Origin of the sequence: Shimia haliotis, assembly GCF_900114415.1 — a bacterium.
Taxonomy (GTDB): domain Bacteria; phylum Pseudomonadota; class Alphaproteobacteria; order Rhodobacterales; family Rhodobacteraceae; genus Shimia; species Shimia haliotis.
Genome location: NZ_FOSZ01000014.1, coordinates 1 through 23,588, shown reverse-complemented (window position 1 = coordinate 23,588; position 23,588 = coordinate 1). Strand labels below are relative to the sequence as shown.

The following is a 23,588-nucleotide window of genomic DNA, read 5'->3' as shown; positions in this document are numbered from 1 at the left end:
GAAGTTTCGATGATCACACCTGTCATTCTCGCTGGAGGGTCCGGCACACGTCTGTGGCCTGTTTCGCGCAAGAGTTTTCCCAAACAGTTCGCCAACCTTTTGGAAGGGCCAAGCCTGTTTCAGCGCACATTGGAGCGGGTGAATACACCTGAGTTCGCGGAGCCGACTGTGATCACTGGCGAAGACTATCGTTTCATTGCCCAAAAACAGCTGGCGGAGATGCAGGTCGATTGCGGTGGCCTTATCGTGGAACCGATGGGACGCAATACAGCCCCAGCCGTGTTGACCGCCGCGCTGTTGCACAAGGACAACCCAGAGAAAATTCTGTTTGTTCTGCCAAGTGACCATCAGATTTCGGACGCTCACGGGTTTCGCCAAACCATTTTCAAGGCGGCGCGGGTTGCACAGAAGGGCATGATTGTTACGCTGGGTGTCAAACCAGATTTTGCGGCGACGGGATTTGGGTACCTGCGTGTCGAAGGTGGCAACGATGATGCGCTGATGATTTCCCAGTTTACTGAGAAGCCGGATGCTGAAACAGCCTCCCGGATGCTCGAAGATGGCAATTGGCTGTGGAATGCCGGCATGTTCCTTTTTCGAGTCGACGTTGTCTTGAAAGCATTTGAAGCGTACGCGCCTGAGCTAATCGGGCCAGCAGAGGCAGCAATGGCATTGGGCGGCGAAGATCTTGGATTCATGCGTCTTGATGCGGACGCATTTGGGCGCTGTGACGAGATTTCCTTTGACCACGCGATCATGGAAAACCTATCAGAATGCACTGCATTGCCGTTGACCTGTGGGTGGTCCGATTTGGGAAGCTGGCAGGCCCTCAAAGACATCGGTGAACCAGATGAGCATGACACGGTTGTTCTAGGGAACTCTACAGCGCTCGATTGCGAAGGGAGTTTGCTGAAATCGGAGAACCCTGATGTGAAGCTTGTCGGTTTGGGGCTCAAGGATGTGATAGCTGTGGCCACGGATGATGGCATTCTGGTCGCGGATCGGCGCCATAGCGCCCAAGTGGGGCAGGTGGTGGAGGCCTTGCGCATGGAAGGTGCCACCCAGGCAGACGGATTTAAGCGGTGCTACCGGCCTTGGGGGTACTATGAAACGCTCTCATTGGGCGCTCGCTTTCAGGTGAAGCGCATCATGGTTGAGCCGGGTGCCAAGCTGTCTTTGCAAAGCCATGTTCATCGCGCAGAGCACTGGGTCGTGGTCAGCGGATCAGCCAAGGTGACCGTCAATGAGGATGTGAAGCTGCTGACAGAGAATGAAAGCACATACATTCCGCTTGGTGCTGTTCACCGTTTGGAAAACCCGGGGAAACTGCCGCTTCATCTGATCGAAGTGCAGTCGGGCTGCTACCTAGGTGAGGACGATATCATCCGCTACGAGGATATCTACCAACGCGCCGAAGTGGCCTGATCTCTCCCCAAAGATTGACCGTCGTATGCCTAAGCCCACCCGGCTCGACGGACATGGCAAACCTGCATGGATCACCGTGCAGGTTTCGTCATTTCTGCCGTTGTAAAGGCTGGCTGCACTAAAGGATAGCGCCCTCAACCTAAGGGCGGCTGAAATGACCTAATTCCAAAAATATTCCTGAAAACAAAGCTTTAATTTGATTTCAGTCAGGAGGAATTTGTCATGGAATACCGTAAGTTTTTGCCGCAGGACGCCGAGATCGTTGTCCCTGCTCCCCGTCACAAACCCAGTATCAGTGTGGTTGGCCTTGGTTATGTGGGCGCCGTATCAACGGCGTGCTTGGCATCCTTGGGTCACCGTGTAATCGGGGTCGACCTGAGCGAAACCAAGGTCAAAATGATCGGTCGTGGCGAAAGCCCCATCCACGAAGATCAACTTTCTGAAACGCTGAAACAAGGTGTTGACGATGGATTGATCAGCACTTCCGACGACCTCTCGCAGGCAGTGATCGACACAGATGTGACTTTTGTCTCTGTTGGCACGCCTACAGCAGCAGACGGCGGGTGCGACTACACATTCATTAAGTTGGCGTCCGACGCGATGGCGCGTGGCTTGCGCGACAAAGATGGTTTTCACGTCTTCGCAATGCGCTGCTCAATTCCCCCAGGGACGACAATGAAAGTTATGGCGCCTATTCTGGAAGCAATTTCCGGCAAGGTCGTGGGACGTGATTTCGGAATTTGCTTCAATCCGGAGTTCTTGCGTGAAGGCGTGGCGATTGATGATTTCCACAACCCGCCCAAGACGGTCATTGGCACCACGGACTTTGCAACGGCAGAGATCATGCGCCGTATCTATGCCTCGGTGGATGACAATCCGATCCTGACCACCATCGAGGTCGCGGAAACAATCAAATATGTGGACAACGTTTGGCACGCCACCAAGGTTTGTTTTGCAAACGAAGTTGGTCGTCTTTGCAAACCCCTGGGTGTGGACAGCCATGCCGTCATGGACATCTTCACACAAGACCAAAAGCTGAACCTCTCCTCATACTATCTGAAACCTGGCTTCGCCTATGGTGGGTCATGCTTGCCCAAGGAAGTGCGGGCTGTGCAGCACATCGCCGAAGAGATGGGTGTCTCACTCCCTCTCATTGGCAATCTGGACAATTCCAACAAAGAGCAAATCCGGCAGGCGACCGAAATGCTGCGCGGCACTGGCGCGCGGCGCGTCGGTGTCTTCGGGATTGCCTTCAAACCAGGTACAGATGACCTGCGCGAAAGTCCGATCCTCGAAGTCATGGCGGCTTTGCATGCCGAAGGCATCGAACTGTTGGTGCACGACGAGGCGGTTTCGGCCGACACGCCGGTTTCGGATCTGTTGCCCTACGTCACACACGGCAGCAAAGGGCTGAGCCAGCTTGCGGGCGCGCTAAAAGACATGTTGCGCGACACTGTTGAAGACGTGACCTCCAACGTTGACGCGGTGATTGTTTGCCACAGCAACGACACCTACCGCGCCGCGGTCTCGGCCAATCCCGATCTTCCGGTCATCGATGTCGTGCGCCTGTTTGCGTCGTCCCCGAAGAGGGGCAACCTCCAAGGCATCGGCTGGTAAAAGATCCCCTTTTTCAATCAAACCTGTGAGGTAACTCAATGTCTACAACAACCACCTGGGTGGGCTCGGGCCTGTCCGATGTGCACGAAGGCACCAGCCAATCTGACAACATGGTCGGCTTGGCGGGCAATGATAATCTGGCCGGGCAGGGTGGCAATGACCTCCTGTTTGGCGACTATTCCGAGGACAATTTGCTTGAGGGGACAGACGGTGCATCCTCTTTCGCCGATTATGCTGAAAGCGGCAATTGGACGGTTTCGGATCTGGAGGGCGGACACCAGCAAATGACCCAAGAGGTCACGACCGAGGCGGGCGGGGTCTACAATCTAACTCTCGAACTCGCCGCCAATTTTGCGGGCGGGCAACCCAATGCTACTGTGGAGGTCTTGATGGACGGCGCCGTCATTGCCGAGTTTTCCTCGGACAGTGGTTCGTACGGCGCACATCAGGTGCAATTTACAGCCTCGGACGAGTCAGCCGAGATCACCATTCGTTCTGTCGAAGGCGAGAATAGTGGGCCAGAAATCGACACGTCCGGACCTATTTTTCACTATGAAACTGAGATCGACATCGGTGGTCAGGATGTGACCGTTTCGGCCTTCGCCGACGGGCAGGCAAATCTCTATCAGGTGCTCAATGGCACGCTTCATGTCTTTGACGTCGAGACACAGACCTACGAGGTAGCGGGTGTTCAAGGCACTGTGAACGTTAACTCAATGGGCTACAACGCTGAAAATGATCTGCTCTATGCCATCGCTGTGGGCGACGGTGTCGACGCGCTGGGCAACCAGGTCAGTCGATCCGACCTCGTGATGATAGATGCCGAAGGTAACAGCTATCGGGTTGGGGAAACGCCTTACCGTGCATGGACCGGCGATTTTGATGACCAAGGAAATCTTTGGTCATTCCAGTCCAGTATGAACCACATCGCCGTGATAGACGTCGATCAGTTTGACAGCGACGGCAACCCGCTTGTGTCAGTGCATCGGTTCCCTGCCGAATTGGTAGGTGCCCGTGTCTATGACGTCGCTTTTGACGCCGCAACTCAGTCCTTCTACGGCGTAGCCCGCCCTAGTGCTGAAGGCGCCGATACCATTTTGCTTGTCGTTGATGTTTCTAGCGGCACCCCAACTTTTGAAACTGTTCCGGTGACGTCGACTGTCGTTGATGGTGTCACGCTGGATGGCGTACCGGCCATGACATTCGGCGCGGCCATAGTGGATGCGGACGGCAACCTTTACGTAGGGGGCAATGCCGGCGATCACGACATGGACGACTCCACACCGAGTTCGGGCGCGATTTACCAGGTGGTGATCGACCCGGAAACCGGTCTTGCGAGTTTGCACCTGCTGGCTGAAACCCCGACCTCATACTCAAACGACGGGTCGGCCGATCCGACAGCTGAAAGCCCGTTCGTAGAAGTGGACATAAATTCCAGTGTTTTGGTTACAGGCCTGACACTTGTAGCCACTTCTGAAGGAGAACTGACTTACGATGACACGCTAAGCGGTAACGGCGGAAACGATACGCTGGATGGCGGCATCGGTGAAGATGAACTGACCGGTGGAGGTCTCGGTGATACTTTGCTTGGTGGTCAGGGAGACGACTATTTGCATGGCGGCGCCGGCGCGAATGGCAACAGCACCATAGTGTCACACTATGACAGTGAAGGGCTGCGCTATGATCAGTTCGGCAACCTCCTGCCCGAAAACGATGACGTTTTGCTTGGTGGAGCCGGAAGTGACACACTCGAAGGGTCCGCGGGTCATGACACGCTGGATGGCGGGCAGTCCTCCGATGTTCTGAACGGTGGGTCCGGCGCTGACGTTCTGTTTGGCAGCGACGGTGACGATACTCTATCCGGCGGTGGCCAGAATGACATTCTCTCAGGAGGTAGCGGCACAGATGAGCTGCACGGTGGGTCCGGTGACGATGATTTGTCTGGCGATGCCGGGGCTGATGTCTTGGAAGGCGGCTCTGGAAGCGACACCCTGTCTGGCGGCGTGGGAGAAGACCATCTCACTGGTGGCAGCGGGGACGACTCTCTGGATGGAGGCGAGGGCAGCGACGAACTGATAGGTGGATCTGGAAACGACACCCTAAACGGAGACAGCGGCAATGACACGCTGGCTGGCGGTTCCGGCAACGATGCGTTGGATGGAGGAGTTGGAACAGACAGCCTGCGCGGTGGAGTTGGTGATGATGTCCTCACTGGGGGAGAAGGGCGTGACAGCTTGCGCGGAGATAGCGGCAATGATGTGCTGTCCGGGGGAGCGGGACGTGACTATCTCAGTGGTGCGTCAGGGGACGACACTCTATACGGTGGCGCCGATGGGGATCGTCTATATCTGGGGGCAGGCAGTGATGTCGCCTCGGGTGGAAGCGGTGCAGATACGTTCATTTTCCGCAGCGACGACCTGGACGGATCTTTGGACAGCATTCTGGATTTTTCGGTCACGGATGGAGACCGTTTGGATCTGCGCCGTTTGGAGATCGGCTTTGACGAAAGTGACTATTCGGCTTGGTTCCAAAGCCAAGTCAGCGTTATTGGCAATGACATTTCGATCCAACTCGGCAACGACACTACGCTTCTGCTAACAAATACGGCAGACGACATTGCCCAACTCTATGACAGTTTTCTGTTCTAGTTTTTGAGAACGGGGCAGGCTTATTCAAAGCCTGCCTCCTTAGCTATCAAAGCCGCTTGGGTGCGGTTTTTCGCGTTGAGCTTTTTGCAAAGTGTTCGCACATGAAGTTTGATTGTCACCTCTTGCAGGTCGAGGTCGCGGGCAATTTCCTTGTTGGACTGCCCCTTACACAGGCCGGTCAAAACCTGCTGTTCTCGTTGGCTCAATTGCTTTGAAAAATCACTCTCACTTGCTTCACCACCGGCTGCCAACACGCTTGCGGGGACGAATGTCTCACCTGCTATCATAAAGCGCACCGCATTGACCAAGGACTTGGCCCCCATGGTTTTGGGGAGAAACCCTATCGCCCCGGCTTCGAGCGCGTCTTGGGCAATTTTGTTGGGTGCGGTGCCGCTCACGATGGCAAAGGCCTGATCAGGGTGCGAAGCCACAGCATCGGTTAGTCCTTTCAGGCCGTTCATGCCCGGCATGCTGAAATCCAGAAGCACAAGATCGAATGGGCCTTTGAGTTCCAGAATTTTCATGGCTTCGAAATAATCCGAAGCGGTCAGAACGGCGGCTCGGCCTTCCGTCGTAAGATATGCGGAGATGGTTTCTCGAACCATTCCGTGGTCATCTGCCAACAATATTCTCATAGAAACTGGGCGTCCTACTCGTTGAATGTGAGATAAGCTTATCGGGGACGGCTGATGTAAGCCAGTCGTGTCTCCCTGACTTTGCTGAGATTCCTGTAGCATTCAAAACTTCCTTCTTCTTGCAGCCGAATGGGGTAGAGCGCCGCTTCGTCCGAATAATCTGGGATAATTCGCATAGTTTTAGAAAATCTCAGCGGTGCATCGGACGAACCTCCAACGCTGTAAGGTCATCCAAACTATACCAAAGGTTAGTCCAATAACCGAATGTGCAACCGCATGGGCTCTGCGTTGATGGCACAAGGATGCAGACCACAAAAATCGGAGAGTCCAATGAAAAGCCTAAATGGAATTTTGACCAAATCTCCCTCTCGGAGCCTTTTAGCCGGCGTCGTCTTCATGGCCATGGTGGCTACTCAGCCGATGGCGGAGACTGTTTTGACCATCACCGGCGATGTTGCGGAGACGGCGGATGGTGCAAAGTGGCAGCTTGATGAAAATGCGCTGCGTGCGTTGCCAATGACAATGCTTGAAACCGACACAATCTGGACGGAGGGCCTTCAAACATTCGAAGGTGTTTCGCTGGCCGCACTTCTTGCCCATGTGGGAGCAGGCAAAGGCGAGTTGCGCGCCACAGCCGTAAATGACTACACTGTTTCCATACCCACATCGGACGCAGTTAAAGGTGGTCCGATCGTCGCTTACTTGCGCAATGGCGAAAAAATGTCCTTGCGGGACAAGGGACCTTTGTGGATCGTCTACCCATTCGCAGAAAATGCATCCTATCAGACAGAAGAGTATTATTCCCGCAGTATATGGCAACTCGATCGTATTGAGGTTGTTGCCGATGAGTAAATTGAGGTCCGCATCTCCCGTTTCAGAACCATGCTCATGAAAGGCCGATGGCCATTTCTACTCTTTGCAAGCTTGCTCCTCGCAAGCTTGCTTTTGGTGGGTGTTTTGGGGCGAACCGTGTTTGCCGATTTGAGAGTTTTGTCCAAGGCACAAAACGACGATGTTAGCTGGACGATGTCGCAACTCGAAGTGGAGTTGTTGATGTTGCAAAACGCAGCTCTGTCGGCGCAAACGGGCGAACTCGCCGACTTGCAGCAAGTCCGAAAACGCTTCGACATATTTTTCAGTCGGAATACGACCGTGCGGCAAAGCGCCTTTTTTGGTCCCATGGCGCGAAACGAAGAAGTTGCGGCATACATGGCTGAGACGGTCGAATTTCTGGAACAAAGCATTCCATTTGTCGACGGGCCCGACGAGAACTTAAGATCAAGACTGCCCTTCATGCTTTCGCAAATCGAAGTGCTACGCCCCAAAGTGAGGGCCTTGGCGCTGTCTGGCGTGGATCATTTTACAACTCAGGTTTCGGCGGATCGACAAAGATTGTCGGTGACACTCCAGCGGTTGGCATTCGGCCTGACGACCCTGATTGCGGTCTTGTTTCTGGCGCTGGCAAGTTTGATCCAACTTTATCGACAAGGACAGCGCGCGGCACAACTCAGCGATCGGGCCAGATCGCGCTTTGAGGCAGCGGTTTCTTCCTCTCTGGATGCCGTTTTGGTTGTGGACAAGCGCGGTCAAATTGTTGAATTCAATGGCGCGGCAGAAACGGTTTTCGGGTATTCCCGCATGGATGTGCTTGGGAAAGACATGTCCGATCTGATCGTTCCCGAAGAACTGCGTGCGGCGCATCGCGCGGGATTGAAGCGTTTCGTGGAAACCGGAAATAAGAAAGTAATCGGCGCTGGGCGCGTCCGCTTGCAAGGGATGCGAGCCTCCGGCGAGGTGTTTCCAGTCGAACTTTCAATTTCTTTGTCCGAGGCCAGTGGCGAGACGGTGTTCGTGTCGTTTTTGCGCGATATCACCAGCGAGTTGAAGGCTGAAGAAGACCTCAAAAACGCATTGGAAAAAGCGCAAGTCGGCGAGCAGGCGAAATCAAACCTGCTAACGGTGATGAGCCATGAAATGCGCACACCGCTCAACGGAATTTTGGGCTCGCTCGATCTTCTGGATCAATCGAACTTAAGCGACACACAAAAACGGCATTTGGCCTCGATCGGGATTTCCGGCGAGCTGTTGTTGTCACATGTGAATGACGTGCTTGATCTTTCTTCTTTGGGCACAGAGAACGAGCCGCCCAAACAGGCTCCGTTCAACTTGCGCGACCTGGTGCAGGATGTGAACGCAAGTCTGCGCAGCAACGCGGATCAGGCTGGAAATGACCTGTCGGTTGATTTCACCACACAAGATCTTGAAGCCGTTCGCGGCGACCGTGGTGCCTTGCAACGTTGCCTGGTCAATTTGGTAGGCAATGCGCTCAAATTTACCCGCGATGGCAGCGTTGCCATTGAGGTGGAACGGTTGTCCAGTTCGGATGTTGTTGAATTTCGTGTAGCCGACACCGGTGTCGGAATCGCGCCGGAAAATCTTAGCAGGATCTTTGAAGAGTTCGTCACAATCGATACTGCATTCGATCGCGAAAACTCGGGCACGGGTCTGGGGCTTGCAATCACCAAACGGCTGATCGAGCGCAACGGCGGTACGCTGGAGGCCGACAGCCTTCTAGGAGAAGGGAGCCTGTTCACGTTCCGGTTGCCGTTGCCCAAGGTAGACGTTGGCGATGGCATTCGAGGCACAGCCGGCACGCAGACTTTGCCAGACCTTCCAAAGGGGTTCCACGCCTTGATTGTGGATGACAACGATATCAATCGCGAAATCCTTGTAGACATCATACGAGAGCTTGGTGGCCGCTCTCATCAGGCCAGCAACGGATATGACGCGATCGATATGTGTGATGACACGGATTTTGACGTTCTGCTTTTGGATATCAGCATGCCGGGCATCGATGGGATCGAAACGCTGAAACGTATCAGGGACGGAGCCGCGCGAAATGCCGCCACACCTGCGGTTGCGGTCACTGCGCATGCCTCAGTCTCCGACCATGAGGCCATTCTGGCGCAGGATTTCCAGCGACTGGTCCTGAAGCCCGTGCGACGATCTGCCATTCACAGCACTCTTGTCGAAGTTTTCTCCGGCGAGGAAAAGGTCGGCTCTCACGACCTTGACATGTCTGAGCAAGAACCCGAGTTTTTGAAGCGATTTGGCCAAGAGCGCTACACTGAGGCGCAGCTAGAAACGCAGGGAGAGTTGTCGCAATTCCTTGACGGCAAAGGTACTTCTGACTTGATCTCGGAAAAAGACCGTCAAGAAGCGCATCGTCTGTCTGGATCTGCTGCGGTGCTGGGCTGGCAATCTCTCTGGAGCATCCTGCAAGAAATCCAGAATGCACCAGAGGGCCAATGGGGCGACCTCCTTTCCCGACTTCGCAACGAAGCCGAGGCCTTGCATCCCGACGCCGCAGATCAACGGTGAAACTCAAAGTGACGCTAAGTTCGGTGATGTTCGTCAGCCTAGGTTCATGGTTCCGCGCGCAACTGCGCAATCTCTGAGGCAACCGCTTTGATTGTCGTTGACTTCAAAGGGCCCAAAACACAGGCGCTTTGCTGCCCTGTTTCACGGCAAAACGCATTGATCGAGCGGATCAGCGGGCGATTCAAATAGGGGCTGGCGCGTCCTACGCGATATCCCAAATCCCGAAGCTCCATTTGGACGATCCGGACATAGGCGTTTTTGTTTATCTTCGCGGTCACCGACAGGCCACGTGCAAACACATCATTGGGTGCCGAGCGCACAATCTCCTCTGACGTGCTCCAAAACTGTTCGGGGTCTAGGTCGCGCGCTAGAAACAAGCCTTCTTCAACACGTATCTTGTCGCGCAGGCCATCGGTCTCCAAAAGCGTTGCCCGTGTCTCGATTGTCCCGCGTGGGTGGCCGACGATCCGGTAATATCTCAACAGGGCTTCCGCAGCTTTGGCATCCCCCTGCGTGTGGCGACTATGCAACTCTGTGAGCGTCTTGGAGACGTCCACATCATGTGAGGGGGTGCGTGTTAATGCATCAAGCAACGAAATCTGACCGTCTCGATCCCCGTTGGCGGCCAAGGTGATCAACACCGAAAGCCCTTGGTCTGGGTCGCCAATAGGTCCCAGTCGTCCCGTCGCATGGGCCCATGCCAGGACAGCCTCTGCTCGTTGGTCTCCCTGCGCAACAGCCGCCAAAAGACTTTCAGACGCCGCCTCGTAAGATTTCTGGGTTAGGTGAATTTTTCCCAATGATAATAGTGACTTGCTGCTGCCTTGCTCTACTGCTTGTTGATAGTAGGCGATGGCTTGGTCGGCGTCTTGCGGTATGCCGATGCCTTTGAAACTAAAATAGCCGAGCCGGTCGCACGCGCGCGAAAAACCTTCATCACAAAGCTGCTCCAGTGACGTCGTCGCCATTTGCGGATCAGATTCGACTGAATCCATTGCTGCGTTGTATCGATCTCTTGGCGTCTCTTTTGCCTGTGCTGGTGTGAGCGCCAAAAACAGAGCCGCAACCGAACTGACGGTAAAAGTGCTGGGGATACGAAACATGAATACCTTCTCCTGATCTGCATCCAATATGGAGTGGATCGGTTGCGCCAGTGGGCGCGCAAAAGGATAGACAAAGTGTCAAAAGGCGGTCGGACAAAGTCTTTCATACATTTTCACCCGATCCGGTCATTTCAGATTTCCAACGCCATACTGCGGTCAGGAAAAATGCGGATGGGACATGTGCCAATACGACCTCGCCGATGAGAGAATTTCGTGCGAACGCACAGACGGACCTCAAATGTCCACAACCTGTCGCCCCCTTTTTTCATGGAAACGGCGATTGAGACGCCATCGCTATGGGTTCCGACGCCAAGAGGAGCCGCTTGACGCGCAGAATCTAATGCGCTCCAAAACCGGGCACGAACTCGCCGTCACCTCGGAAGCACCCGCTCACATAGTTGGCCGTCTTTGGGACGTCGCACGTCCTGCGCGCCCAAATCATTGCGCTTTTCCTCATCCTTTCCTGCCCAAGGGTCAGCGAGATAACCTTTCGCGACATCCAGTTATCCTTTCGACTTCCCTCGCGATCACCGCCTTTCTCTATCTCTTGCAAGGGAAGGAGATACCCTATGAACCGTTTCAAGCTCGCCCCTTTGTCTGTGCTGGCACTTCTGTTTGGCGCGAACGCCGCATGGACTGCCGACAACACGCTCTATGATGCCCCTCCACCGGATGACGCAGTGTTTATTCGATGGCTCGATGGCGGAACTGCGCCAGCGGTTTTAGGTGTCTCGTCGCTTGGGGAAACGGATGACGCCTTTCGGCCGGTCTCTGCCGCGTTAACCAGCGGTGCGCTCGAGGGAGCCTTTTACTCGGCGGCAATAGACGCGACTGGGCATGTTGTGATTATTCAGGAACCCGCACGGGACAACAAAGCACAAGTGCTTCTGACGCTGCTGAACCTGTCTAACCAGCCCGTCCGATTGTCGCTTGCGGAGCACGACGTGGATGTTATCGGAAGTACCGCCATCAACACTGCAGAGGGCCGTTCAGTCAATCCTGTCGCTGCAAGGCTATTGGTTCTGTCGGCTGAAAATAGCGTGTTGGGTACTTTTGACGTTCAGTTGCGGCGAGGACAGAACCTAACCTTTGTGGCGCGACCCGAAGGGGCGCATCTCATCGAGAACCGTTTCGGCACAAATATCGAGGGCTGAACAATGGTCTTCTCAACGCCCATCTTTGTATTCGGCTTCTTGCCCTGCTTCCTGGCCGCCTACTACGCGCTGCCGAACGGCGCGCGCAATTGGTTCATCCTGCTGGCCTCAACGCTGTTTTATGCTTGGTGGCGGGCGGATGCGCTTATCGTGCTCTATGCCATTGCCGGCGGCAGCTATTTTGCGGGCTATGTCGCCAACAGGACGTCCCGGTCGGAGACCAAAAAATTGGCTGTCCGTATTGGGGTGGCGTTCAATCTTTGCGTCCTTTGCTGGTTCAAATACACCACGTTCCTGCTTGGAAATCTCAACACCATGATGGGAGGTGAGAGGCTTGTTGTGCCTGAGATCCTTCTGCCAATCGGTTTGTCGTTTCTGACGTTTCAATCCATCAGCTACATTATCGACGTATCGCGTGGCGACGCTCCGCCGGCCAAGAAGCTTTCCGATTTCCTCGCCTTTTCGTCGCTGTTTCCACAGCTGATTGCCGGCCCGGTTCTGCGATACAAGGACCTTGCCCATCAATTTGGGCACCGCACCCATTCGCTAGTACTTTTCTCCTACGGCCTGCGCCGGTTCCTGCTGGGCCTCGCGATGAAACTACTTATCGCGGACAGCGTCGCGCCATTGGCTGATAGGATCTTCGCCTTGGGCGAACCGACAATGGTCGAGGCATGGACGGGTGCTGTCGCCTATTCGATCCAATTGCTCTTTGATTTTGCGGGTTATTCGGCAATGGCGATCGGTCTCGGGATGATGATCGGGTTTCACTTCCCCGAGAATTTCAATGTTCCCTACATCAGTCAGTCGATCACGGAATTTTGGCGTCGCTGGCACATGAGCCTATCAAGCTGGCTGCGCGATTATCTCTATGTGCCGCTTGGCGGCAATCAACGCGGTAAGGTGAAAACCTATCGAAACCTGCTTTTGACAATGGTTTGGGGGGGGATTTGGCACGGTGCAAACTGGACGTTTGTCGTCTGGGGCATCTGGCACGGCGGCATAATGGCCATTGAGCGTGCGATGGGGGCCAAGCATCGCGAGACCGTTTGGCCCAAGGCGATAGCTTGGCCGTTGACGATGTTGTTTGTGATCTTGGGCTGGGTGGTGTTCCGCGCGGAAAACTTGTCGGGGGCGGCCACGATGTATGCTGGAATGGCCGGTCTTCACGGCTTTGCAATGCGTCCGGAACTCATCACCCTCACGGCCACCACCGAGGTGTGCTTCCTGCTGTTTGGGATCGGAGTATCAATCTCTCCTCGCCTGTCGCTGCCCCAGATCTCGCTCTCACCAGCCCTGCAATCCGCCACCCTCTCCATCCTGTGTTTCGTTGCCCTTCAAGTAAGGACCAACAGCCCGTTCCTTTATTTCCAGTTCTAGGAAGCAGACAGATGCGCGTTACTTTTGACACCCTAAGCACCTTTGCTATCGCGACGTTGATGGCCGGACTTTCGGCAACCGCATTCGTGCGCACCGACGCGGGGGACCCACTCAAAGGCTGGACCAACGGCGCCTATCAGCGTGGATTTGAGGGCCGGTTTGAGGCTTCCATTCCGGCAAACGAAGGCGCCGTTGCGATTTGGGCTGCGGTCAAATGGATCCTCTTTCAAGAGCCCGCCGATGGCGCCGTCGCTGGTAAAGATGGCTGGTTGTTTACGGCGGAAGAATTCACTGAACCAAGCGATCCTCGCGATTTTTCGTCAGAACTCGCTCGTGTCTCCAGAGCACTTTCCAAAGACGGGATCACACTTGTTCCTCTCATCGTTCCGGACAAAGCTCGGATGCAGGCGCAACGTCTCCAGCGCGGGCGCTCAGAGAGTTTCACCCAGCGTTATGCGCATACACTTGCCGCCATCCAGAATGCTGGGCTGGTCGGGATTGACCTACGAAAGACGCTGCAAATTGATGCTGCGTTCATGCGTACAGACACCCATTGGAGCCCAGAGGGCGCGCGACGTGCCGCCAATGCGATTGCCGAGGCCGTGCAAGAGCTTGAAATTCCGCGGGCCAAAGTCACCACCCTCGCGACGGGCGTCACAGAATTTGACGGCGATCTAATGTCATTTGTTGCTACAGGACCATTTCGCAGTCGCGTGGGCCCCGCGCGTGAGACCATCGAGAACTTTGAAACCACCGTTGCCACCAAGGGGGGCTTGTTTGGAGACGTCGCCGTTCCCGTTGCATTGGTCGGCACCAGCTTCTCCGCCAAAGAGGAATTCCACTTTGAAGGGTTCCTCAAGCAGGCGCTGCAAGCGGACGTCCTCAATCTCAGCCACGTAGGGCAAGGCCCCTTCGTTCCTATGGACGCGTTTCTGAAGGATCGCTCCAGTTTCTCAACCCTCCCATTGCTTGTGATCTGGGAGATACCTGAACGCTTTTTGACCAGCCGGAGCACTCAAAAATGAAACACTATGCCCCCTTGATTGCCGCCCTTCTATTGGGGTCTGCCGCACAGGCCGCTCCCTATTGCGAAATGCTCTTGGATGGCGACGCGCTGCCAAAGAAATACGCCAAGGTTGCACCGGTCTACAGCGATGATAGCAGCAGATGGATTTTTACGCAGGATCAGCTGATAGACCGCTACGACATGAAACCCACGTCAAAGAAACTCGTTCAGGCTATTGTCGATGAATTCAAAATGCGCGGCGTTCCTTTGGCAATTGTCATCGCGCCGCCGCGTCCTGTGGTTGCTGGACAGCAGCAACTTAACGCCGCGATGGGGGCGAACACCTATGATGTTACCGCCGCGCAAGCGTCCTTTGATGCCTTGATCAAAGGCCTGTCTATGTCGGGAGCAATTGTTCCCAACCTGTCCGATGTCGCCTTGGCCGACGCTACTATCAGAGAGGATTTTTACTTTCGGCGGGACACGCATTGGACCACCACAGGGTCCGCAGTCAGCGCGATTGCTTTGGCCAAGGCGGTCAACGGGGAAGCACCTGACCTGTTCGCCAATGACGGCCAGTTTGGCATGGATGACCTGACAGTCAACGACACCATAGATGAGAGGGGTTCTCTTGCTGATATTGTGCGCACCACTTGCGGGACTTCGCTGCCTGCTGAAACGGCAGATTCGTTTAACCTGACCCGCAATGGCAGTCTTCTAGATACGGTAGATAGAGAACCTTCCATCGCCTTGCTGGGCAGTAGTTTTTCCAACCGATACAAGCGGGACTACTACCGTTTCGCCGACGCGTTATCCCGCGCATTTGATGAAGATGTGGAAAATTTCTCTGTGTCCGGTGGGGGACCGATCGGCGCGATTGAAGCCTATGTGGCGTCAGGCGCACTTGAGCGACAAGAACATAAGTTGGTCATTTGGGAATTGCCCTACACCGAGAGTTTCAATTCCTCGTCATTCTTGCGGCAATTGCTTGGTATGCTGAGAAGCGGTTCCAATGTGTCAAAGGCGACCGTTTTGGAGAACAGCTCCGCAACATCTTTGGTTCAACTTGACGATGGCGCGTCAATTGCTGGGATCGAAATTGTACCGGCGGAACTGGCAAAGCAAAGTTTCAGTTTGGAGGTGCGCTTTGACAATGGTTCGAAATCAAAAATCTACCTTGGACGTCGTGCCTCGGTGCCTGTCCAAATGCGGTCTCCTAGCCTCTTTAGTGACCTTTCCTTTATCGGGAACAGAAAACCCATCGAGATTTCAATAACACCGTTGAAGGACGCCAGTATCGACTATGTCGCTGTGTTTGAGAGCGCGAATTAGTTGGCGATCGAGATATCCAACGCGAATTTGGAGTGTTTCAGTACCCCCGAAGGATCGGCTGCTCCCGCATGGTTTGTGGGTACTTCGAGTCGGGACCTGCGCTTCTATCGAGGGCAAGATTTATGCCGCATGTAGAGGGAATCCAGCCTTAAGAATGCCAACCCCATTTTTGATCTAATGCCCGAAAGCTGGACCGACCTAGGCTGGGATTCTTCATTTATGTTTCGGTAATCCAGTCTTAATCTGGGAAAATTGAGCCACTATGCTGGTGCCACGGCGGGGTGGAAGGATGGCTTGAATGAGGATCCGCTGCGTCACCCTTCAAAACAGACTAAAGTGTTGCACTCACCATTAGAATCCACACACTAGGTTTGCCATTCGGAAGATCTTGCACGAACGGCCGCTTTGGCGGGACGTTGAAGTTGGGAACTGCGTTGGAGGGTTGTCATATTTGGCAACCTAACGTCGTTCGACATCGGCGGTTGCGAGCTCCCGCAACCATTACTGTCGAACAACAAGCCACCTTCGGGTGGCTTTGTTCGTTCCGGGACATCCCCAAACTCAGCAAGCCATCCAATTCTCCAACCAATTCAATCTCCAAAGCGCCTGCGCCGTTGGGCACAACGCGAATACTATCAAGCAGAGACCGGATGATTGTCGTAGTCTCGGCTTTGGTCGACTGATCGTTCAGCGCACCCGTCAGGTTGGCGATCTTGTTCCGGTACACGTCGGCTCAAGTCACGTCACGACACATAATCGGCTTTGGGTTTAGCGTCCCTGTCCTGACCACTTCACGTCATTGGGCATGCAAAGCCTCTTCCAACTCATGGTGCCAAGGAGAATTGGCGCCTGCACGGGACACGGTCACACCGGCGACCTTTGTCCCAAAGGACAAGGTAGCTTTCAAATCCGCATGTGACAGTGTGCCAAGGGTTGATTTCTTCAACAGCGATCGCTTGTCCAAACAGGCAAGAACACCTGCGTTGAATGTGTCACCCGCCCCAACTGTGTCGACGACTTGAACCGGTGTGACGGGAACCTGCGCGGTTTGGCCCGTTGCGGTCCATGCGCTTGCGCCATCGCCACCTTCTGTGAGGATGGCCAGCTTTGCGCCTTCGGAAAGAATGCGTGATATTTTCTGGTCTACAGGATCGTCGCCAGGAAACATCCAGTGCAAATCCTCGTCCGAAACTTTTACGATATCCGCGCAGGACAACATCAGGTTCAATCGGGCGCGGAAACGTGCTTCGTCGCCAATGAAACCAGTTCGAATGTTGGGATCCAAGACGATCACCTTGTCGTCTTTGCCTTGCTTGGCCAGCGCAGCATAAGCATCTGCCCCCGGCTCGCAGGCGAGGCTGATGCCGCCGAAGTACAGAACTGAGACCTCAGGGCTGATCTCCGGAAAGTCCGTGACCTGCAGCATCCGGCCCGCGGAGTTCTCGTCAAAGAACGAGTAGGTGGCTTGCCCGTCAGACAGATGCACGAAAGCAAGCGTGGTTGGGCGATGGCTTATCACAAGGTGCGAGGTGTCCACGTGGCTGGCCTGCAAGTCGCGCAAAAGCTGTTGCCCAAACAAATCGGAGGACAGGCCGCTCAACAGGCCCGCGCCCGCGCCAAGACGCCCCAAAGAGATGGCTGTGTTGAACACTGCACCACCTGAATGAGGCACAAAGCCGGCTTCGCCCGACACCGTTGGCGACGGGATCAAGTCAATCAAAGCTTCGCCGCAACATAAGATCATTCAGAAGCGTCCTTTTGGGCCGTGAGTAGGTCTCGATGTACTCGATTTAGACACCGCGTCATCGGTTTGATGTCACTGCGACTTACCTTGCAGATACGTGGATATGGTTGCTTCCACCCCATCACAATGCAGGCGCGTTAACCAGTCTGTAAAGGTGGCACAGAAACCCGGGTGGTTGGCAATGGCACCGTAGTACTGCCGCTGCTCCAGCCATGCCTGCGGGTGATGCTCGGCCTGTTTCGCAGCAGCACTCAATTGCTCCCATGCTGGATCATTGGCGGCAATGGTGCTGCCATCTTCCCGACGGCCTGTGCACATGCGTGCCCAGAGTGCCTGAGAAAGTGCAAGACCTTCAATCGGCGCCCCGACGGCGAGCGCCTGACGGATCAAAGGCAAAAGCGCGCCGGTATGGCGGTTTGAGCCATCAAAAGCCACGCGCCGCACAGTGTCGACGATCGCGGGGTTGGAGAAGCGTGCATCCACCAAATCGACATATTGCGAAGGGCTGCAATTCGGAACCGGATTGATATGCGGCGATATCTCATTGAGGGCAATTGACCGGAAAAGGCCTTTGAGTGTTGATTGTCACTGAGAACTGACCCGGTATGCCTTTAAATTGTCACTGAGAATTGACCCATGTGAACACACTACCCCGACGTTTTTGGTTGGGGGGATTTGGAGTGATCGACATGGGATTTTTGAGTGTCATCAGACGTTGGGCATTGCGTGACAAAATGCCGATACGCGAGATTGCCCGTCGCTTACAGGTCATAAAAGGCAACGCAGGCTAGGGGGTTGTAATACACGCTTCGCGCCTTTCCCAACGCATGCCTGCCCCGAGGCGCCGCAAGCTGACCTAGAAGAGATGGATTGCCGGGCTACAGGAACTGAGCTCAAGTGGGCGGTTTGCGGACCTTCGTGGCACGTGCATAGTTGTTGCCTCAAACTGAGGAAAGCAGCCAATCAAACGTGAACCCCCCTGCTTGAAAGCTGCGCCAACCTCCAATGGCAGCACGGCAAAGTTTGCGTGTTTTGAATAGTCACACCGTCGGCCGATAGCTGGCATTTTTCCTGCCAAATCGGTCATGCCTGCCTTTGGGCCTGTTCGACTGCATAGCTCCTTCATCAGACCCGTCGCATGGCCACCAGCTGCATTGCCAAACTCAGTCGTTGTTTCCGTCCAATGTCTTCAAAATCATTTGCTCTGTTTTTGAGCCATCGGCGAACAATGCGTTCACAATGTAGGCCGTCGGAAAGTCCGGCCACGTCGCGTTCAACTCAGCAAGCAATGCAGTCGACTTTTCTGAGTGTGCCAGTTGATCAAACGCGACAGCTTGAAACAGCAATGAAGGCGGGCTTATCGGCGCGCCAACCGGCGCCGCGCCTTCAAAGGCGGCGATGGCTTCTGCATAGTTTCCCAACATCAACTGTGACACGCCCCAAATATTGCGGGATCCAAACCTACCGGCGCCTTCTCGGGGCACTGATGGATCACTTGCCAAAGCTGCAAGCTCCGGATCATCTGCAACAATAGCCGTCATGCCTACCAAATCCAGAACATGACCATCCTTCGGCGACAGCTGCATAGCAGTTGTTGCGTATTGAATCGCTGGCTCGCGGTCACCGGTCGCCGCCAAGACAAACGCATAAGCGCCATTGGACCATGCATCTGCCGGCGCCAATTGCAACGCGTACACAGCGCTGTTCAAAGCATTTTCCAAATAAGTGGCCCCGACTGTTTGATCGGGGCTCAGCAGGCCCAAAACGGTCAAGGTTTGCGCCGCTCCGGCGTGACCTCCCGGAAGAGAAGCATCGAGCTCGATGGCGTGCCGGAACATGCCAAGCGCGAGCTCCTGGCGCTTTAGATCAAAAACAGGGAACAGCATGCCCTGCGCTTGCTCCGTGATGTTCATGGCCTGAAGAGACAACATGGAGTGTTGCCGCAACGCCGCTCGTACCGGATCTTTGATTTCGGCCAAAGAAGGAGACGCTTTGGCTGGAGGCTCCGAAAATTGTGCCACCGCCAGCCCAAAACAAATCACAGCGGCCGCCCCTCCTGCCGCCCAAGGCAGCATGCGTCGCTTGATGGGCTGCGCGGCACTTTCGTCTAGGTCTGCCCGAGATGACGTATCAAGGAATACAAAACGTGGCCGGTATCCGCCGGCATCCATCCGAATCTGTACTGGGTCATTTTTTCCTTCCGCCTCGTAGTACGCCGTTAACAATCTGCGCAGGCGGCGCGCTTCAACTCTGACAAGGTTTTGCCCGGCGTCCCCGACCAGACTCCGTCCATACACATCCACGGCCACAGACTTTCCACGGATCGCGGCACCTCGCCCAGCCAGAGTTTCCCGAACGACGTAGGATAAAAATTCTTGCAAACGAAGGGATTCAACGAAGCCGTCGCTTTCGTTGATACACTTAAGCGCGACTTCGACCATTTCGCGTGATTTCTCGTCAAGAGACTGAAACAGTTCTGTTTTCTTGCTCGGACTCACAGACAACTCACCCCCAACTCACCGTGACTCACTTTCAAAAAATTTTGAAACAACTCACGCTAAGAGAGTTCAAATCGTAGTGGTTAGCAGTCCTATGTCAACATCACCCTTGGAAAAGGATTTCCCACACTTCGCCGCCGTTATCCGGCAGGCGTCGCGCCATGATGAGGCACTCAAAGGTGCCCTTGCGGACTACGAGACTGCATGCCGAAAAGAAGCTTCGCGTGACATTTGTGAAGTCGAGCGCGCGGAGTGGACTCGCATCCGCCGTGAGGTTGCCAATGAGATGAAACGCTTGGTCCAATTATATTCAATTGATGGTCAAAACCCATGATGACTTTTTGTGTGCATACATTTTTGAATACCCATCACTTGGCGACACCCGTGAAGCAGCTGATCCTCGCAGGGTTGCTGGCATCGCTGACAGTTACATCCGGCTTTGCTGCCGAGCCGCGCAACCTACGTTGGGATGATCTCGTACCCACGGTCACGGTCGGAGACAATCCATTCGAGGCATTGGATTTCCGGCAAAAGAACGATCTTGCCAAACTTTATCGCATTGAGGTGAAGGATGCGGCAACGGCCAGCGATTTCGAAAAATCTCAAGCGTTGACCATCCGCGAAAATTTGGATGCCGACGGTCTCGACCCCGATTGGTATTTTGCTCAGCGTGAGCGTTTGATGGCGGAACACACCCGACAGTTTAATGCGCCAAACCCGGAGGTCTTGGCCCAGTCCGTACGCGTGCCGGGCTACATCCTGCCGCTGGAAATGGAGGGTGCAATGGCGGTCGAGTTCTTGCTGGTCCCCACGGTCGGGGCCTGCGTGCATACGCCACCGCCAGCGGCCAACCAACTCATCCATGTCAGCTACCCGAAAGGCTACCCGCTGAGGGGTATGTACGATCCTGTCTGGATCATCGGCGAACTACAGGCCGAAACCCAGATCGAGATGGTCGCCTACTCTGACGGCCAACGAAACGTGCAGTCCAGCTATGTGATGACCGCTTTTGAGGTCGAGCAATACAAGTAGGCGCTGCGCCCACTCTCCCCTACCCAATTTCACCGAAATCCATTCAGGAGGATAAAATGAGAAAAATCAGAGCATTGGGGGTCGCGGCCCTCACGTCATTGTCGCTAGCCAGTGGAGCTTACGCACAACAGATCCCTGCACCTGCTGAGCCGTCTTCCGCGGAAGACATTCAGAATGCGTTGCTGGGTGGCGTTCCAAACGGTCGTTGGAAAGAAGGCCTAATGTTTGAGGGCATTTCGCCTCAACCTTGGCTTCAGAGTGCCGCCAACTGGTTCCCAGGTACCGAAGAAGTGCAGCCAGAAGAGATGCGCATCACGTTTATGGGCACCGCACCTCTGCTGCGCCCAGGACAAATGAACACTTCGGTGTTTGTTGAACTCGGCAATGGGGACAACTTCATCTTCGACATCGGCGAAGGCTCTGTTGCCAACTATCAGGCCGCACGAATTGCCCTCAATGAACTTACAGATGTGTTCATTACTCACCTGCACGTCGACCACTTTGGCGCTTTGCCTTATCTGTGGATGTTCCGTACCTGGAACGGTGGCTGGCACGAGCCCCTGCGCATTCACGGACCATCCGGTCGCACACCAGAATACGGCACCGCGGCCATGGTCGAAGGCATGAAAATGATGACCGCCTGGCACCGCGACGCCTTTAGCGTTTTCCCGACGGGCACAGGTTGGGACATCGAGGTCAATGAGTTCGATTTCGCGGACAATGGTGGCGTCATCTATGAGAAAAACGGCGTCACCGTACGCCACTGGCAGCGCAGCCACGCCAAAGACGGCGCCACCGCCTACCGCCTTGATTGGAATGACCTTTGTTTCGTCTGGACTGGCGACGGACGCCCGAACCTGCTGGATGTGGAATACGCCAAAGGCTGTGACGTGTACATCACCGAACAGCAGCAGGAAGTGGTGGAAATCAACTCTGGCGTACAAGGGGTGCCACCATTCCTTGCCCGCTACACCATCGACACGCACCACACCCCAACCTACGCGGCGGGCTATATCGCGAACCTGATCCAGCCCCGTCTCTTCATGACCACTCACATGAGCTATGACAAATATCTGCTCGAAGAATCTGTGGCTGAAATTCGCGAACACTGGAAAGGCCCGTTCCACTTTGGTGCGCCTGACGGGATTGTCGTGAACGTGACCAAGGATCAAATCTGGGTTCGCGAAGGCATCCTGCCTGAGTTCCCCAACGTTCGGGCACCACAGTTTGACTTCACCAACGAGCAATTGGTTGTTCCTGCGCCGCCACATGCGCGTGAAGACATCCAGAATGCTGAGGTCCGGGAAACCGAGCTCGACCCTGAACTCTACTACCCGGAAGGTTACCATCCTGAATTGCTGCCATTCTGGCCGGTTGAAGGTGATCTTGTCGTTCCAATGGAGATGATGCCTGAAGCTCTCAAGAACAGCATGGGCGCGGCTTGGCGTCATCGCGAAAAGAACCGCGAAATCTTGAAAGAAATGGGCAAGTTCTAAACTCGCCAGCAACGGAGGCAGCCCCAAATACGGGCTGCCTTTTTGAATTCCAGCAGCAAATTACCGGTAAACCGATGTTTCCTCACTCCACTACCGTTTCGTGTCGCACATTGATTGCATCATTCGTCGCCACGCTGTTGACCGCATCTTTTGCCCACGCTGAGGCGCAAAAATGGGACTACACGGGTTTTTTGTATCTGTGGGGACCGGCTATGAGCGGCGAAACAGCCACCGGTCAAGATTTTGACCTAAGCTTTTCCGATGTTGTCGACAAACTTGATTTTGCCTTGATGGGCTCGCTTGAAGCGCGGAATGGCCCCATCGCAATATTTGGTGATGCTCTATATCTGAACCTCTCCGAGGGCCGAAACGCAGCTGTCGGTCCAGGCATTCCAGCCACCGCAGATGCAAATGTCAAAGGCTTGGCACTTACAGTCGGAGCTGGCCGAGATTTCTCGCACACAAATCGCTTGAACCTCAACGGTTTTGTCGGCTTGAGACACACAATACTCGACACGACCGCGAATGTCGGCATCGGTGGTGGTTCACAGCGCGCCAATGACACCCTGCGGAATTGGGATGTGATTGTCGGACTGCGCGGTACAACCGAGATTACTGATCGATGGGCGATAACATACTACGGAGATATTGGCGCGGGTCAGAGTGATCTCACTTGGCAGGCCAATCTTTCATTTGACTAGGGGCGTGAATCATACCGACCAATCAAGTTCAATGTCGTTTAAGGGTCCTGAGCCTAGGGTGGCTCTTGTCGTCCTGAGACATCCCCAAAGACAACAAACCCGCCAATTCTCCAACCAATTCAATCTCCAAACCACCGAAGCCCCTGGGCAAAAGGCGCATGCTCTCGAGCAACGAGCGAATGATCGGCGTCGCCTTGGTCGCCGGATCGTTCAACGCCTCGGTCAGGTTAGCGACTTTGTCGCGATACACATCGGACAGGTTCGGGTGCTGCAAGACAGGGGCAGGGGGCTCCGCATTAGCCAAGTCAGCTTCAAGTTCGCGCTTGTGCGTCTCAAGGCTGTCGGTAATCCCCCCGAAATTTAGGTGTGTCTGAAAGTAGAATTTTCTCGAATGATGAAAGAGGAGATTCTGATGAAAAAGTCGAAGTACAGCGAT

Annotated in this window: 17 protein-coding genes and 1 pseudogene; 12 read left to right on the top strand and 6 right to left on the bottom strand. The window is 54.7% G+C overall.

Annotated features, from left to right (window positions below):
• Positions 1-9: 9 nt before the first annotated feature.
• From BM069_RS19280 to BM069_RS19270, 3 genes are all read left to right on the top strand, one after another.
• Positions 10-1,425: a mannose-1-phosphate guanylyltransferase/mannose-6-phosphate isomerase gene (locus BM069_RS19280; protein WP_093326150.1), complete on the top strand. Its 1,416-nt coding sequence runs from the start codon at positions 10-12 to the stop codon at positions 1,423-1,425.
• 222 nt (positions 1,426-1,647) lie between these two features.
• On the top strand, positions 1,648-3,042 hold the full coding sequence (locus BM069_RS19275) for a nucleotide sugar dehydrogenase (protein ID WP_093326149.1): 1,395 nt from the start codon (positions 1,648-1,650) through the stop codon (positions 3,040-3,042).
• Between the two features lie 38 nt (positions 3,043-3,080).
• On the top strand, positions 3,081-5,690 hold the full coding sequence (locus BM069_RS19270; RefSeq protein WP_093326147.1) for a calcium-binding protein: 2,610 nt from the start codon (positions 3,081-3,083) through the stop codon (positions 5,688-5,690).
• Positions 5,691-5,710: 20 nt separating this feature from the next.
• Here BM069_RS19270 and BM069_RS19265 read toward each other — a convergent pair whose 3' ends face one another.
• Entirely contained in the window at positions 5,711-6,325 is a 615-nt protein-coding gene (locus BM069_RS19265; RefSeq protein WP_093326146.1) for a response regulator, read from the bottom strand.
• Positions 6,326-6,655: 330 nt separating this feature from the next.
• Here BM069_RS19265 and BM069_RS19260 point away from each other — a divergent pair, with 330 nt between their 5' ends.
• Both BM069_RS19260 and BM069_RS19255 read left to right on the top strand, forming a co-directional pair.
• Entirely contained in the window at positions 6,656-7,177 is a 522-nt protein-coding gene (locus tag BM069_RS19260) for a putative pterin-binding protein (protein ID WP_093326144.1), read from the top strand.
• Between the two features lie 117 nt (positions 7,178-7,294).
• Positions 7,295-9,706: a hybrid sensor histidine kinase/response regulator gene (locus BM069_RS19255; protein WP_170846798.1), complete on the top strand. Its 2,412-nt coding sequence runs from the start codon at positions 7,295-7,297 to the stop codon at positions 9,704-9,706.
• 44 nt (positions 9,707-9,750) lie between these two features.
• On the opposite strand, the gene BM069_RS19250 is transcribed toward BM069_RS19255, so the two are convergent.
• The gene (locus tag BM069_RS19250) at positions 9,751-10,809 is read right to left on the bottom strand and encodes a tetratricopeptide repeat protein (RefSeq protein WP_093326141.1); all 1,059 of its coding nucleotides are present in this window, start codon (positions 10,807-10,809) and stop codon (positions 9,751-9,753) included.
• 569 nt (positions 10,810-11,378) lie between these two features.
• Between BM069_RS19250 and BM069_RS19240 the strand changes: the two genes are divergently transcribed.
• The 4 genes from BM069_RS19240 to BM069_RS19225 are packed head-to-tail and all read left to right on the top strand — an operon-like array spanning position 11,379 to position 15,681.
• On the top strand, positions 11,379-11,963 hold the full coding sequence (locus BM069_RS19240) for an alginate O-acetyltransferase AlgF (protein WP_093326138.1): 585 nt from the start codon (positions 11,379-11,381) through the stop codon (positions 11,961-11,963).
• A 3-nt stretch (positions 11,964-11,966) separates the two neighbouring features.
• Positions 11,967-13,343 (top strand): MBOAT family O-acyltransferase, encoded by a 1,377-nt coding sequence (locus BM069_RS19235; protein ID WP_093326137.1) that lies wholly within the window; start codon positions 11,967-11,969, stop codon positions 13,341-13,343.
• A gap of 11 nt (positions 13,344-13,354) precedes the next feature.
• Entirely contained in the window at positions 13,355-14,368 is a 1,014-nt protein-coding gene (locus BM069_RS19230) for an alginate O-acetyltransferase AlgX-related protein (RefSeq protein ID WP_093326135.1), read from the top strand.
• Positions 14,365-15,681 carry an alginate O-acetyltransferase AlgX-related protein gene (locus BM069_RS19225; RefSeq protein ID WP_093326133.1) on the top strand — a complete coding sequence of 439 codons (1,317 nt, stop codon included), beginning with the start codon at positions 14,365-14,367 and terminating at the stop codon, positions 15,679-15,681. Before BM069_RS19230 ends, BM069_RS19225 begins: the two co-directional genes overlap by 4 nt.
• Before the next feature lie 796 nt (positions 15,682-16,477).
• On the opposite strand, the gene BM069_RS19220 is transcribed toward BM069_RS19225, so the two are convergent.
• The 3 genes from BM069_RS19220 to BM069_RS19210 form a co-directional block, all read right to left on the bottom strand.
• Positions 16,478-17,425 (bottom strand): carbohydrate kinase family protein, encoded by a 948-nt coding sequence (locus BM069_RS19220; protein ID WP_093326131.1) that lies wholly within the window; start codon positions 17,423-17,425, stop codon positions 16,478-16,480.
• Between the two features lie 72 nt (positions 17,426-17,497).
• Positions 17,498-17,980, bottom strand: a complete 483-nt coding sequence (locus tag BM069_RS19215; protein ID WP_093326130.1) for a mannitol dehydrogenase family protein — start codon at positions 17,978-17,980, stop codon at positions 17,498-17,500.
• A gap of 608 nt (positions 17,981-18,588) precedes the next feature.
• A complete protein-coding gene (locus BM069_RS19210; protein WP_139216254.1) occupies positions 18,589-19,866 on the bottom strand; it encodes a tetratricopeptide repeat protein in 1,278 nt (425 codons plus the stop codon).
• Positions 19,867-20,307: 441 nt separating this feature from the next.
• Between BM069_RS19210 and BM069_RS19200 the strand changes: the two genes are divergently transcribed.
• From BM069_RS19200 to BM069_RS19190, 3 genes are read left to right on the top strand one after another with little or no spacing between them, the layout of a single operon-like run.
• The gene (locus BM069_RS19200; RefSeq protein ID WP_170846797.1) at positions 20,308-20,955 is read left to right on the top strand and encodes a DUF3299 domain-containing protein; all 648 of its coding nucleotides are present in this window, start codon (positions 20,308-20,310) and stop codon (positions 20,953-20,955) included.
• A 56-nt stretch (positions 20,956-21,011) separates the two neighbouring features.
• Complete coding sequence (gene gntH, locus BM069_RS19195; RefSeq protein ID WP_093326124.1) at positions 21,012-22,451, top strand: guanitoxin biosynthesis MBL fold metallo-hydrolase GntH; 1,440 nt, start codon at positions 21,012-21,014, stop codon at positions 22,449-22,451.
• Positions 22,397-23,152, top strand: coding sequence for a hypothetical protein (locus tag BM069_RS19190; RefSeq protein ID WP_139216253.1), 756 nt, complete (start codon positions 22,397-22,399; stop codon positions 23,150-23,152). The genes gntH and BM069_RS19190 overlap by 55 nt, the downstream gene beginning before the upstream one ends.
• A gap of 28 nt (positions 23,153-23,180) precedes the next feature.
• Here the strand turns inward: BM069_RS19190 and BM069_RS19895 are convergent.
• Positions 23,181-23,588: pseudogene (locus tag BM069_RS19895) on the bottom strand (hypothetical protein); the annotation flags it as partial.

Coding starts and splice junctions, on each gene's coding strand:
- BM069_RS19275 (WP_093326149.1), top strand. CDS start 1,648: ATGGAATACCGTAAGTTTTTGCCGCAGGACGCCGAGATCGTTGTCCCT.
- BM069_RS19225 (WP_093326133.1), top strand. CDS start 14,365: ATGAAACACTATGCCCCCTTGATTGCCGCCCTTCTATTGGGGTCTGCC.
- BM069_RS19220 (WP_093326131.1), bottom strand. CDS start 17,425: ATGATCTTATGTTGCGGCGAAGCTTTGATTGACTTGATCCCGTCGCCA.
- BM069_RS19230 (WP_093326135.1), top strand. CDS start 13,355: ATGCGCGTTACTTTTGACACCCTAAGCACCTTTGCTATCGCGACGTTG.
- BM069_RS19235 (WP_093326137.1), top strand. CDS start 11,967: ATGGTCTTCTCAACGCCCATCTTTGTATTCGGCTTCTTGCCCTGCTTC.
- BM069_RS19260 (WP_093326144.1), top strand. CDS start 6,656: ATGAAAAGCCTAAATGGAATTTTGACCAAATCTCCCTCTCGGAGCCTT.
- BM069_RS19270 (WP_093326147.1), top strand. CDS start 3,081: ATGTCTACAACAACCACCTGGGTGGGCTCGGGCCTGTCCGATGTGCAC.
- BM069_RS19280 (WP_093326150.1), top strand. CDS start 10: ATGATCACACCTGTCATTCTCGCTGGAGGGTCCGGCACACGTCTGTGG.
- BM069_RS19210 (WP_139216254.1), bottom strand. CDS start 19,866: ATGGTCGAAGTCGCGCTTAAGTGTATCAACGAAAGCGACGGCTTCGTT.
- BM069_RS19240 (WP_093326138.1), top strand. CDS start 11,379: ATGAACCGTTTCAAGCTCGCCCCTTTGTCTGTGCTGGCACTTCTGTTT.
- BM069_RS19265 (WP_093326146.1), bottom strand. CDS start 6,325: ATGAGAATATTGTTGGCAGATGACCACGGAATGGTTCGAGAAACCATC.
- BM069_RS19250 (WP_093326141.1), bottom strand. CDS start 10,809: ATGTTTCGTATCCCCAGCACTTTTACCGTCAGTTCGGTTGCGGCTCTG.
- gntH (WP_093326124.1), top strand. CDS start 21,012: ATGAGAAAAATCAGAGCATTGGGGGTCGCGGCCCTCACGTCATTGTCG.